At 73.6% G+C, this 12,000-nt stretch carries 12 protein-coding genes and 1 pseudogene; 6 read left to right on the forward strand and 7 right to left on the reverse strand.

What is annotated here, in order from left to right; all coding sequences use genetic code 11:
* The first annotated feature begins 46 nt into the window (after window positions 1-46).
* Entirely contained in the window at window positions 47-670 is a 624-nt protein-coding gene (locus ACH4J0_RS16435) for an ArsR/SmtB family transcription factor (protein ID WP_396240578.1), read from the forward strand.
* On the forward strand, window positions 667-2,028 hold the full coding sequence (locus tag ACH4J0_RS16440) for an MFS transporter (protein ID WP_396240580.1): 1,362 nt from the start codon (window positions 667-669) through the stop codon (window positions 2,026-2,028). The genes ACH4J0_RS16435 and ACH4J0_RS16440 overlap by 4 nt, the downstream gene beginning before the upstream one ends.
* Window positions 2,029-2,082: 54 nt before the next feature.
* On the opposite strand, the gene ACH4J0_RS16445 is transcribed toward ACH4J0_RS16440, so the two are convergent.
* The 3 genes and pseudogenes from ACH4J0_RS16445 to ACH4J0_RS16455 all read right to left on the reverse strand — a co-directional run.
* Window positions 2,083-2,427: a DUF6629 family protein gene (locus ACH4J0_RS16445; protein WP_396240582.1), complete on the reverse strand. Its 345-nt coding sequence runs from the start codon at window positions 2,425-2,427 to the stop codon at window positions 2,083-2,085.
* Window positions 2,412-2,750 (reverse strand): DUF6629 family protein, encoded by a 339-nt coding sequence (locus tag ACH4J0_RS16450; protein ID WP_396240584.1) that lies wholly within the window; start codon window positions 2,748-2,750, stop codon window positions 2,412-2,414. The genes ACH4J0_RS16445 and ACH4J0_RS16450 overlap by 16 nt, the downstream gene beginning before the upstream one ends.
* Window positions 2,751-3,004: 254 nt before the next feature.
* A pseudogene (locus ACH4J0_RS16455) lies at window positions 3,005-3,844 on the reverse strand (DMT family transporter); the annotation flags it as partial.
* A gap of 264 nt (window positions 3,845-4,108) precedes the next feature.
* On the opposite strand from ACH4J0_RS16455, the gene ACH4J0_RS16460 reads away from it, so the two are divergent.
* The gene (locus ACH4J0_RS16460) at window positions 4,109-4,372 is read left to right on the forward strand and encodes a dsRBD fold-containing protein (RefSeq protein ID WP_396240586.1); all 264 of its coding nucleotides are present in this window, start codon (window positions 4,109-4,111) and stop codon (window positions 4,370-4,372) included.
* A gap of 794 nt (window positions 4,373-5,166) precedes the next feature.
* Here ACH4J0_RS16460 and ACH4J0_RS16465 read toward each other — a convergent pair.
* Window positions 5,167-6,057: an alpha/beta fold hydrolase gene (locus ACH4J0_RS16465; protein WP_396240588.1), complete on the reverse strand. Its 891-nt coding sequence runs from the start codon at window positions 6,055-6,057 to the stop codon at window positions 5,167-5,169.
* 165 nt (window positions 6,058-6,222) lie between these two features.
* Between ACH4J0_RS16465 and ACH4J0_RS16470 the strand changes: the two genes are divergently transcribed.
* The gene (locus ACH4J0_RS16470; protein ID WP_396240940.1) at window positions 6,223-6,657 is read left to right on the forward strand and encodes a MarR family winged helix-turn-helix transcriptional regulator; all 435 of its coding nucleotides are present in this window, start codon (window positions 6,223-6,225) and stop codon (window positions 6,655-6,657) included.
* A gap of 21 nt (window positions 6,658-6,678) precedes the next feature.
* On the opposite strand, the gene ACH4J0_RS16475 is transcribed toward ACH4J0_RS16470, so the two are convergent.
* On the reverse strand, window positions 6,679-7,605 hold the full coding sequence (locus ACH4J0_RS16475) for an AEC family transporter (protein WP_396240590.1): 927 nt from the start codon (window positions 7,603-7,605) through the stop codon (window positions 6,679-6,681).
* 282 nt (window positions 7,606-7,887) lie between these two features.
* Between ACH4J0_RS16475 and ACH4J0_RS16480 the strand changes: the two genes are divergently transcribed.
* A complete protein-coding gene (locus ACH4J0_RS16480; protein ID WP_396240592.1) occupies window positions 7,888-8,346 on the forward strand; it encodes an HD domain-containing protein in 459 nt (152 codons plus the stop codon).
* A gap of 259 nt (window positions 8,347-8,605) precedes the next feature.
* Here ACH4J0_RS16480 and ACH4J0_RS16485 read toward each other — a convergent pair whose 3' ends face one another.
* A complete protein-coding gene (locus tag ACH4J0_RS16485) occupies window positions 8,606-8,980 on the reverse strand; it encodes a transglycosylase SLT domain-containing protein (RefSeq protein ID WP_396240594.1) in 375 nt (124 codons plus the stop codon).
* 518 nt (window positions 8,981-9,498) lie between these two features.
* The gene (locus ACH4J0_RS16490) at window positions 9,499-11,190 is read right to left on the reverse strand and encodes a carboxyl transferase domain-containing protein (RefSeq protein ID WP_396240596.1); all 1,692 of its coding nucleotides are present in this window, start codon (window positions 11,188-11,190) and stop codon (window positions 9,499-9,501) included.
* A gap of 346 nt (window positions 11,191-11,536) precedes the next feature.
* Between ACH4J0_RS16490 and ACH4J0_RS16495 the strand changes: the two genes are divergently transcribed.
* Window positions 11,537-11,872 (forward strand): ribonuclease, encoded by a 336-nt coding sequence (locus tag ACH4J0_RS16495; protein ID WP_396240942.1) that lies wholly within the window; start codon window positions 11,537-11,539, stop codon window positions 11,870-11,872.
* The last annotated feature ends 128 nt before the right edge of the window (window positions 11,873-12,000 follow it).

Below are 12,000 nucleotides of genomic sequence, written 5' to 3' on the forward strand. Positions count from 1 at the left end.
AAAAATCCCTTTGCAAAGTTCTCTTTGTGGTTCTAGGCTCCTGGCCATGACCGAAGACCGCGGCTGGATGCACAGTGAAGACCCGCACGTCGTCCTCACTGCCAAGGGCATGAAAGCGATGGCCCACCCCGTGCGGATGCAGCTGGTCGGGCTGCTGCGCAAGCACGGCCCGTCCACGGCGACCAGGCTCGCCGAGCAGCTGGGGCTCAACTCCGGAGCGACCAGCTACCACCTGCGCCAGCTCGCCGCCGCGGGCTTCGTGGAGGAGGACACGGAGCGCGGCAACGCCCGGGAGCGGTGGTGGCGTTCGGCGCACCGGATGACGGTCTGGACGGGGGAGGACATGGCGGACGAGGAGCCGGAGACGGCAGTCGGCTTCCTGCGCGCCGTCCTGGCCGGCCACACCCTGACCGGGCAGCGCGTGCTCGACTCCTTCGAGACGATGCCCAGGGAGTGGCGCAAGGTGGTCGACTTCAGCGACATGCTGCTGCAGATCACTCCGGCCGAGGCCGAGCAGCTGACCGCCGAGCTGTCCGCGGTCCTCGGGCGCTACCGCCGGGTCGGCGCCGAGGGGCCGGTGCCGGAGGGCAGCGAGCAGGTCTCCGTGGTGGTCCACGTGCTGCCCGACGCGCAGGGGCCGTCCGATGCGGGCGAGGGGAGAGCCGGATGACCACCGGTGCCGTTCCGCCGGTGCGCAGCCTGCGTCCGCTGGTCGGGGTGCTCGCAGCCACGGTGGTGTCCCTGACCGGGACACGGGTCTCGGCCATCGCCCTGCCCTGGTTCGTGCTGGCCACCACGGGCAGCGCCACCCTGACCGGCATCGTCGCCTTCGCCGAGATGACGCCGTACGTCCTGGTCAAGGCGCTGACCGGACCACTGGTCGACCGGCTGGGGCCGCGCGTCGTGTCCTGGACGACGGACGCGGTGAGCGCCGTCGCGGCCGGGTTGGTCCCGCTGCTGCACGCCCAGGGGTTGCTGCCGTTCTGGATGCTGCTGGCGATGGTGGCGGTGATCGGTGCGATGCGCGGGCCGGGGGACCTGGCCAAGTCGGTCATGGTCCCGGAGGCGGCCGACCACGCCCGGGTACCGATGGAACGGGCCACCGGGCTGTCCGGCGTCACCGAACGGCTGGCCTCCACGATCGGCCCGGCGGTCGGTGGCGGGCTGGTCGCGCTGGTGGGGCCGCTGGCCGGGTTGGCGGTCAACGCGGGCACCTTCGCGCTCGGGTCGCTGATCATCGCCCTCGCGCTGCCGGCGGGGATGGGGCGCTCGGCGGTCCCGGTCCCGGTCCCGGCCCCCGGGCCGGACGCGGCTGTGGTCCCGGTCGAGCCGGACCAGCGCGGCGGCTACTGGCGGATGTTCCGGGAGGGTTTCGGTTTCCTCCGGACCGAGCCGCTGCTGCTCACCGTGACCGTCATGGTCGGCGTCACCAACCTGCTCGACGCCGGGTTCTCGACCGTCCTGCTCCCGGTCTGGGCCCAGGAGTCCGGCCACGGTCCGGCCGCGCTCGGGCTGATCGGCAGTGTCCTGGGCGTCACCGCTGTGGCCGGCAGCCTGATCGCGGCGGCACTCGCCCACCGGCTGCCCCGCCGTACGGTCTTCTTCGTCGGCTTCCTGCTCGCCGGGGCGCCGCGCTACCTGGTGCTCGCGTTGGACGTGCCGATGTGGGCGGTGGTCGCGGTCTTCGCGGTGGGCGGCTTCGGCGCCGGTTTCCTCAACCCGATCCTCGGCGCGGTCCTCTTCGAACGGGTGCCCCGCCACCTGCTGGGCCGAGTTCACGCCCTGAGTGATTCCCTGGCCTGGACCGGGATTCCCCTCGGCGGCCTCCTCGCGGGCGCGGCCGTCGCTCTGGTGGGCCTGATACCCGGCCTGCTCACGGCCGGGGTCCTCTACTTCGCCACCACCACGTTGACCGGCCTGCGGCCGGAGTGGCGGAAGATGGACCGCCAGCGCGGGCACGTGAGCGCTGAGGCCGATGAGCAGGTGACGGAGGGCGCGGAGGTCGGGTTGGAGACGGCACGGCCGTAGCGGGCGGGCATCGAGCGACGGGATGCGATCGGGCGAGCCGAGAACCGCCGTTCATCAACGGCTCGTGGGCGGGTGTCCCGCCCAGTGGAGGAGCAGGAGGCTGGCCAGGGCCGCGAGGGCACACCAGGTGAAGATGAACGCGAACCGCCAGAGCAAGGCGCAGAGGTCGGCGCCCGCTCCGGTGAGCAGGCCGAGGCGGCGGGGCAGACGGTCGCCACTGACGAGGAGGGAGCCGACCGTGGACACGAGATAGCCGGCGAGCAGGAGGGCCGGGTGCGGGATGCCGACGGTGTAGCCGAGGGTGTGACCGCGCGGGTTGGCCGTCACCGGGTGGGCAGCCACCGCGGCCGCGAGCGGAATCGCGACCGCTGCGCCCACCAGGGTCAGAAGGGCGAGCACGCGCGGCGGCGGTCGGGTCCGGCCGGGTGCCCGGGTTCACGGGCCGCGCACCACACTCCGGTGGGGACCAGGACGGGCAGCAGGGGCAGAGCGATCACCGCCCAGGCGGTGCGGGCTGCCACGGCGAGGGCCGACGGGAGTTCCCCGTCCGCGCCGAGCCAGACCAGCGCCTCGATCAGCTGGTGTATGCCCAGCACCAGTGGGAGCGCGGCGAGCGGCAGGCGCTGCGGTCGCCCCGGCCGTCGGGCGCGCACGAGGCAGGCCACACCGACGCCCGCGACCGCCACTCCGACCATGGCGTCCGCCTGGGCGCTCCAGCACATCGGTCCGCCTACTCGCTCTTCCCGTTCGCGTCGGCGTGGGAGCCGGCGTCAGCGCCGCGGCCACCGTCGCCGTCACGGCTGCGCTTGAGGCGCTTCCCGCCGCCCTCGCCCTCGCCCTCGCTACCGCCATCGTCGTCACCCTCGCCGATGCGGCGGCCGACACCGCTGTCGCCCCGGTCCGGGCCGACGTCACCGCCGGCCGACTCGTCCTCCGGTGGGACCCCGATGCTCTCCAGGGCTTCCCGGACGCTGCCGGGCATCGCCGGATGCCGGCCGATCACGATCACCCCGACCACGATCGCCACCAGCCCGGCGGCCTGCCAAGCCAGGGCGCCCGGCGTGACGCGCAGCCGGTCTCCGAGGAACCCTACGGCGCAGGCGATCCCGGCCACCGGCTGGGCGGCGGTCAGCGCGGGCAGGGACATCCGCAGCGGGGCGGCTTCGAAGGCGCTCTGCACAAGCAGCAGCCCGACCACGCCCGCCGCCACCACCGCGTACGGCTGCCAGGTGCGCAGCACCACCGCCAGCCCGCTGTGGTCGAGGCGTTGGGTGGTGGTGCGGGTCAGCGCGTCCTGGAGGCCGTAGAGCAGTCCGGCGGCGAGTGCCAGCAGGGTGGCCTCCTCGAACAGGGGTAGCCGTCGGGCGAGCGTGACCAGCAGCAGGGTCAGCCCGACCACCGTGCCCACCACCAGCCAGTGGCGCAGTTCCCCGGCCGGTGCACCGCCCCCGGTCGGCTGCCCGGCCACGATGAACGCCGTCACCCCGAGGCCCAGCAGCAGCACGCCGGCCCAGCCGGAGCGGCCGAGGGTCTGACGCGTCAGTACCCGGGAGAGCGCCATCGCGAAGAGCAGGTTGGTCGCGAGCAGCGGCTCGACCAGCGACACCTCGCCCTGGTTGAGCGCGAGCGCGGAGAGGAGGAGACCGCTGACCATGAAACCGGTGCCGAGCAGCCACTCGGGCATCCGCATCAGGTCCAGCAGCAGGCGCCAGCGCAGCAGGTCGGAACGGGGGGCCCGTTGCGCCGCGTGCTGCTGGAGGACGAAGCCGAGTCCCAGACAGCAGGCCGCGCTCAGAGCGAGGAGGAAGACCGCCACGGAGGGACCACCAGGTTGTCGCTGCCCCGCGCCGCGCCGGCGGGTCCGGGTGGGGTCTGCGGTCGCGGCGCGCTCCCGTCAGCGTACCGCCGGGCGGCGGCCGGGACGATCGGACACGGCGGTCCCGGGCCGGTCCTCGCGGCAACTGCCGCGCTTGCCGCCACGGGTGGGGCGGGCGCACGCTGGTGTGAGCGGTCGCCACGGGCCCACCGCCCTGGTCGGCCCGAACCGGCGTGACGGGGGGCCGGCGCCAGGAGGTGTGGCATGCACAACCAGTGGGATGTGGAGCTGAGCTTCGACGAAGACGGAGTCCACACGACGTGCGACGCCCGGTTGACGGGCGCGAGGGCGCCGGGCTTGAACGCGCACGGCGAGGCCGAGAAGAGCGCGGAGGACCGTCCGCTCGCCAGGATCGGCGAGGAGGTCGCGGCCTCCCGGGCCCTCGAGGAACTCTCCCGCAAGCTGCGGGCCCAGGCCACCGGAGAGATCGAGGACGAGGGACACCGCCCGGGCTACCTGATCTACTGACGGCCGACCGAAGGCGCTCGGCACGTCGAGCGGCAGGCCCGGTGCCCGGTGTTGTCCGTGGTCCCGGGGCGGCCGTGCCGGCACGGCCGCCCCGGGAGCGGTTTCGGCTTCGCCGGGTCCGGCTCCAGGGGTTGGCCGGCTGATCCGGCCGAGGTGCCGGTGGCCCGCAGCGACCGGCTCTCGAGTCCGCGCACGGCGCGCCGCCCTCGCGGCTGGGTCAGACGGCCACCCCGCGCCACCCGAGCAGCGGCGCGGACCGCACCTCGTGGCTTGGAGGGGGTAACAGAACCGGGTGGTGCCCATGGCTGTTCACCCAGCGGCTCGTTGAGTAGGTCGACTGGGTGGACGGCGAGGTAACAGAGTCCGATCCGACGGCGGGCTCCGCGCGCTGTTTTCGACCCCGGCGCGATGCCAGCCCACGACTTCGCCACGTACCGCCAACTGCTGTGGAAGCGGGGCACCGAGCAGGTCATCGCTCGCCGAGGTGTTCCGCACGGATCGGGTCTCGGAGTCGTGCGGGGGCGTCGAGCGGACCAACCGCCTGGATCCACGGTTTCCGGCTCCTGCGGATCCGCTGGGACATCCGCGACGACATCCACGAGGCCTTCCTCGAACTGGCCTGCTGCGTGAACACCTTCAGGCGCGTGCCGCACCCCCTGAGCAGTTTGCGTGGGAAGTCGGTGGGGTCGACTTCCCACGCGGTGGTGTGGGCCTCGGGTGACCTCGGGGTGGGAGGGTGAGTGGGCGTGTGCTCAGGAAGTCGGTGGGGTCGGCTTCCTGCGTGGCGGTAGCGGTCAGGGGCAGGGCGGGGTGAGGAAGTCGAGGACGTGCTGGTTGACCGCGGGGGCGGCGGTCATGGGGAGGTTGTGGTGGGAGGCGCCCGGAATCGTGGCCACGGTGGCCTGGGGGAGGCTGTGGCGGGTGGCCTCGGCGGTGCGGTGGGGGTCGTGGGCGCGGGAGTGTTCGGCGTAGAGGGCGAGGAGGGGGGTGGTGAGGGTGTGGAGCCGGGCGGGGGTGGGGCGGGGGCCGGTGATGACGGGGGAAGCGGGGAAGTCGGCGTAGCCGAGGGCGTAGAGCTCGCGCCAGTCGGGGTCGGTGGGGGAGGCACCGGCGGCTTCCCAGTCGAGGTAGCTGCGGGCTCGGGCCGGGGTGCGGTGGGGGAGGAAGAGGGGCAGGGCGCGCAGGAGGTAGCCGGGGCGGTAGCCGCTGAAGCACAGGGTGGGGTCGAGCAGGGCGAGGCGGCTGACCCGGGTGGGGGCGTGCAGGGTGTATTCGAGGGCGATCCAGCCGCCGTACGAGTGGGCGCAGAAGTCGGCGGTGCGGACGCCCAGTTCGTCGAGTACGGCGTCGATCCAGCCGAGCATGCCCGGGACGTCGCCGAGCGGGGTGCCGTCGTGGACGCTGCGCCCGGGGTCGCCGATGAGGTCGATGGCGAGGACGCGGTGGCCGGCCGCGGCCCAGGCGCCGGCGTTGGCGTACCACATGGTGGAGGTGGCGCCGCCGCCGTGGAGCAGGACGAGGGGGTGACCGTCGGCGGGGCCGCAGGCGTTGATCCGGGTGGTGCCGTGGGCGGTGCGGACGGTGAGCGGCTCGACCGGGACGGGCCAGCGGGCGAGCAGCGCGTCGTACCCGGCGAGGAAGGGCGCAAGGCGCGGCGGGTGGGACGGGGCGGTGCGGGCGGACATGATGGGCCTCCGCGGTGTGGTGTGATCGCGAGCGGTTCGACGCACGGGACCGCTCGCTTGATCGGTCGCTGAATCACTCGCTGAACAAGTATCTCGCTGAACGAGAGAATAATGGCACACACGTGCCCGAGGAAGGACGAGAGGGTGTCCGAGGTTGAGGAGCCGATGCGGCTGGTCCATCTGCTGCGCGGTCTGACGGTCGAACTCGACCTGTTCGGGGCCGAGTTCGCGGCCCGCAGCGGTCTGCACCCGACCGATCTGCGGGCGCTGATCCACCTGCTGGACGCCGCCCGGGCCGGGGAGGTGGTCACCCCCGGCCGGCTCGGGGAGGCGCTGCGGCTGAACTCGGCGGGCACCACCGGCCTGGTGGACCGGCTGGAGCGGCTCGGGCTGATCCGCCGCGAGCGCGATCCGGCGGACCGGCGCAAGGTCCGGCTGGTGGTGGAGGAGCGGGCGACGGAGCTGGGGCAGGGCTTCTTCGGCGGTCTGATCGGGGACCTGGTCGCGGCGATGGGCCGGTTCGACCCGGCCGAGCTGGCGACGGCCCGGCGCTTCCTGGAGGCGATGACCTCCGTGGTCGCCGCCGCCCGGCACGAGTGAGGACGCGGCGGTGGCCGGGCGCTACGCGGGCCCGAGCGTCCACGCGATCACGGACAGCGTGACCATCGACACCAGCGTCGACCAGAGCACGGTGTCCCGTGCGAGGTCGGTGCCCTGTCCGTACTCGCGGGCATAGGTGTAGATGTTCTGCGCGGTCGGCAGGGCGGAGAAGAGCACCACGGTCAGCAGCTGGTGGGTGGGTAGGTGGAGCACCGGGCCGGCCACGACCAGGGTGACGAGCGGCTGGACCAGGGTCTTGATCGCGACGGTCAGCCCGACCTCGGCGCGCCGGGAGAGGCCGTCGGCGGGCGGCCGGTTGTGCAGCGACATACCGAGGGCGACCAGGGCGGTCGGCACTCCGGCTCCGCCGAGCAGTTCGGCGGAGTGGTGGAGCTCGGCGGGCAGGTGCAGCCCGGTGGCGGAGGCGACGGCGCCGAGCGCGGTGGCGAGCAGGATCGGGTTGCGCAGCGGCAGGGTGAGCAGGGCCCGGCGGCCGGCCGCACCGCTGTCCAGGACGGCCAGGACGGCCGGGGTGACGAGCAGGATCTGGAAGAGGATCACCGGTCCGACGAAGGAGGCGTCCCCGACGACCTGCATGGTCACCGGGATGCCGAGGTTGGCGGAGTTGACGTAACCGGCGGCCATCGCGCCGATCGCCAGTTCGCCGCGCTTGCGCCGGAAGAGCACGCGCCCGGCGAGCAGCCCGAGGCCGGTCGCGACGGCGGCGCCGGCCACGAAGGCGAGCATCGACGGGTTGGCGAAGTGGTCCAGCGGGGTGCGGGCGATCATCAGGAACAGTGCGGCCGGCATCGCGACGTGGAAGACGTAGCGGGTCAGCACCATCTCCGCCTGCGGTCCGATAAGCCCGGCGCGGGCGACGACGTAGCCGACCGCGGTGAGGGCCCAGATCGGGGCGAAGGCGGACAGCAGCGGATGGAGGGCGGGCATGGTTCCTCGGATCGCTCGTACGGGTCTGCCGGGTGCGGCGGGTGTCGCCCGCCCGAGGGCCCAGGACCACCGAGACCGCCGAGAACCCCCCCGGAGGCAGTAAAGCAGTGGCGTTCGACGAGTTGATCAACGGGCCCACCCCCGGCCCACCGCCGCGCCACCCCCGGGCCGGCTACGGGCCCACCTCCCGTGCCCCACTCCTGGGCCCCCTCCCGAGCCCACCGGCGAGGCCGGGGGAACGGACCCGGAGGACACCTCGGCGGGCGGGCCTACGATGAGCCGGTGGATGATCAGTACCTGAGCCTGTCCGAGGTGGAGACCATCGCGCGCCGTGCGCACGAGGGACAGGTGGACAAGAACGGCCACCCGTACGGCGAGCACATCGCCGCGGTCGCCCGGGGGACGGCGGAGCGCGGCGGCAGCGAGGCGCAGATCGCGGCGGGCTGGCTGCACGACACCGTCGAGGACGGTCGGCTGAGCCGGGAGTGGCTGGCCGGGGCCGCCCTGCCGGAGGCGACCAAGGCGATCGTGGACGCGCTCACCCGGCGGCCGGAGGAGCCGGTCGAGGCGTACACCGCGCGCATCCTGGCCACGCCCGGCGCGCTGCTGGTCAAGCGCGCCGACCTGGCGCACAACTCCGACCCGGCTCGGCTGGCGGCGCTGGACCGGGCGACGGCCGAGCGGCTGGTCGGCAAGTACGCGCGGATGCGGGAGCTTCTGGGGCTCACCGGGGAGCTCTGAACCGCCGAGGAGCCGCCGCCGAACCGCTGCTGAGTAGCCCCTGAGGAACCGCAGCGCTAGCGCGAACGGGCCGCAGGCGGCCTCCGGGCGGACGGGCGGACGGACGGCCGGCGCGGGAAAGCGCGACAGGGCCCGGGCCACGCGGTTCGCGCGGGCCCGGGCCCTGTCGGGTCACCCCGGTGGTCCCTGTCCGGCCCCCGGGGTGAGGGGGAAATGGTCAGGAGACGGGTGGAAGCCGGTACGCCGGTGGTCGGGCGGCTTAGTACCAGTGGTGGGTCTGCCAGAAGGCCCAGGCGGCGTTCGGGCTGCCGTAGCGGGTGTTCATGTAGTTCAGCGCCCACTTGATCTGGGTGGCCGGGTTGGTCCGCCAGTCGGGACCGGCGGAGGCCATCTTGGAGGCCGGCAGCGCCTGGCCCAGTCCGTACGAGCCCGAGCTCGGGTTGGTCGCGGTCACGTTCCAGCCGGACTCGTGCGAGATGATCTGGCTGAAGGAGGCCAGCTGGTTCGCCGGGACCATCTTGGCGGCGAGGGCCCGCGGGGAGGCGGTGGCGGCGTTCGCGGTGGCGGGGACCACGGCGGCACCCAGGGCGGTCAGACCAGCGGCGCCGGCGAGGATCGCGGCGGAAGTGCGCATACGGAGCTTGAAAGCGGGCATGTAAGACAGGACCTCAATCGGGTTGGGCCGAGTCGCGCCCCACCCAGGACCACGGGCCGGACAGGGGCCGTTGCGGTTGCGGGGCGCGACTCGGCGGTAAGCCGTTCACCGGCGGGACAGGAGCCGGTGCGGCTGACGACGAGAGCAATTGTTGCCAGACCGGATCGGCCCTCGCCAAGACCCCCTCGTTACGACGCGCGATCGTACGAGTCGCAGTGACCGTGGATTCGAAGGAGCGCCCGGCAGGGGCGCTTCATGGCTCCTGAGCTGGGCGGATTGCCGATCGGTCGGGCGCGGGTGAGGGGGCCGGGGGCGGGGAGGGCGCTCCGAACCCACCACTACCGCCCGTCGTAGCCGTGATTCCTCTGTGAGCGCACTCACCGGTCGGGAGCCGCGTCGGTCACCCGACGGTCCGATGGAAGTACTTTGAGTACTGACGATCTGTGTCCGGCGCCACAGGATCCGGTGACGGTGCGCGGCTCCGGGCCCACCTCAGGTCACCGGAGGTCGCCGAGGCGCCGGTGCCGCAGCGCTCGGGCGGCGAGCCGGTCCGTCCCGCCGGTAGCGGCCAGCTCGCCGAGCGTCGCGGCGAGCGCCGCTCCCAGGCGGGCGCAGAAGGCCTCCGGCTCCTCGGCGGCGTCCGGCAGCTCGGGGACCACCTCGTCCACCAGTCCGACCTCCGCCAGGTCGTGGGCGCCGATGCCCTGGGTCCGGGCCAGCTCGGCGGCGTGGGCGCCGTCCCGGTGCACGATGGCCGAGGCGCCCTCCGGCGGCAGCGGCGCCAGCCAGGCGTGCCCGGCGGCGAGCACCCGGTCGGCGGGGAGCAGCGCCAGCGCACCGCCGCCGGAGCCCTGGCCGAGCAGGACGGCGAGGACGGGGGTGCGCAGCGCGAGCAGGGTGGTCAGGCAGTGCGCGATCTCGACCGCGATCCCGTCCAGCTCGGCCCGCGCGGACAGCTCGGCCCCGGCAGTGTCCACCACGGTGACCAGCGGCAGGCCCAGCTGCTCGGCCAGACGTGCGGTGTTCCGGACGGCCCGCAGGTCGGCGGTGGTGAAGGGGCGCTCGTGCTCCGGAGTCTGCCGCTGCTGGCCGACCACCAGGACGGGCCGGCCGCCGAGCACGGCGAGCGCCCGCACCAGTGCGCCGTCGCGGCCGCCGGGCGCGTCCAGCAGTACCAGCTCCTCGGCGGTGCGGCGCAGCAGCTCGCGGGTGCCGGGGCGGTCGGGGCGGCGGGTGCGGCGGACGGAGTCCCAGGCGTCGGGCTGCGGGGCGGGCTTCCCGGCGGGTCGGCCGGACGAAGCGGCACCCGCGTGTCCGGACGAAGCAGAGCCCGCGTGCCCGGACGAAGCGGCACCCGCGTGTCCGGATGGAGTGACACCCCCGCAAGGCGGAGTGACACCGCTGTAAGAGGGAGCGGCACCCGTACGAGGGAGAGGCGTCGTGCCGAGGACGGCGAGCGTGCGGCGGAGCAGTTCGCGCAGTTCCTGCGGCGGCACCACGGCGTCCACCAGTCCGCGCTCGGCCAGTGTCTCGGCCAGCTGGACGTCGGCCGGCAGCTCCACGCCGCGCAGTTCCTCGTACACCCGCGGGCCGAGGAAGCCGAGCCGGGCGCCCGGCTCGGCGAAGACCAGTTGGCCGAGGGTGCCCCAGGAGGCGAAGACCCCGCCCATGGTCGGGTTGCGCAGGTAGGTGAGGTAGGGGAGGCCGGCCGCGCGGTGGGTCTGGACCGCGGCGGTGATGCGGAGCATGCAGAGGAAGGCCGCCGAGCCCTCCTGCATCCTGGTGCCGCCGGAGACGGGCAGCGCGAGCAGCGGAAGCCGCTCGGCGGTGGCGCGCTCGACGGCCCGGGTGATCCGCTCGGCGGTGGCGACGCCGATCGAGCCGCCGAGGAAGCCGAACTCGGAGGCGACCAGGGCGACCGGCCGTCCGTCGATCAGGCCGCGGCCGGTGAGCACGGCCTCGTCCAGGCCGGTGCGGTCGCGGGCCCGGTCGAGCGAGGCGCGGTAGCCGGGATCGGTGGGCGGCGCGGACGGCGGCTCGTCCCAGCGGTGGAAGCCGTCCGGGTCGACCAGCAGTCCGATCAGCTGGTGGGCGGTCAGCGCCGCGCCCTTGCCGACGGTCGAACCCCTGCTCGTGCCGGTGCCCCTGCTCGTGCCGGTGCCCGTGCCCGTGCCCGTGCCCTCGTCCATGTCCACCCCGTCAGAGATCGTTCCGGTCCGACCCGATCCGTCACTCTATGCGGCGCGGGTCGGCCGTTGTGGGAGTGCTGTGAAGGTGTGAGCAGCCCGACAGCGCGGCGTGCAGTTGTTCGATGGCGGTCGACCCAAGGGCGGCGCGGGCGGTTCGTGGACGGTCCCGACGGTGTGTCACCGGAAAGCGACGTAGAGCTCAAGTCCCTGATGGGAAGCGGGAGTTACCCATCGGTAAAAACTTTTCGGAGGCCTTTCGGACTTGTCGGTGGATCGACACACTGTTGGCATGACCCGCACTCTACGCGCGTGGAAGACCCGCGCTGCCGCCATCACCGCCGTCGCCATGATGACCCTCGCCCCCGTCGCCGTCGCCACCCAGGCGCACGCCGACGTGAGCGGCACGGTGTGCCTGTCCACGCTCCCGCAGGAGGCCACCGACACCCTGAACCTGATCGCCTCGGACGGGCCGTTCCCGTACTCCCAGGACGGCGTGGTCTTCCAGAACAGAGAGGACGTCCTGCCCACCCAGTCGTACGGGTACTACCACGAGTACACCGTCATCACCCCGGGTGCCCCGACCCGCGGCACCCGCCGGATCATCACCGGCGAGGCCTCCCAGGAGGACTACTACACCGGCGACCACTACGCCACGTTCTCCCTGATCGACCAGACCTGCTGACGCCCGCCGGCGCGACCGTGGCCCCCGCGGGGGCGCCCGCCCGGGCCCCCGCCCCACCACCCGCGCGAGCCAAACTGGGGCCTTAACCCCCGTCAGTACACCACCCCACAACGACACGGCGCACCCCC

It is taken from the genome of Kitasatospora sp. NPDC017646, assembly GCF_044329365.1.
Classification (GTDB): domain Bacteria; phylum Actinomycetota; class Actinomycetes; order Streptomycetales; family Streptomycetaceae; genus Kitasatospora.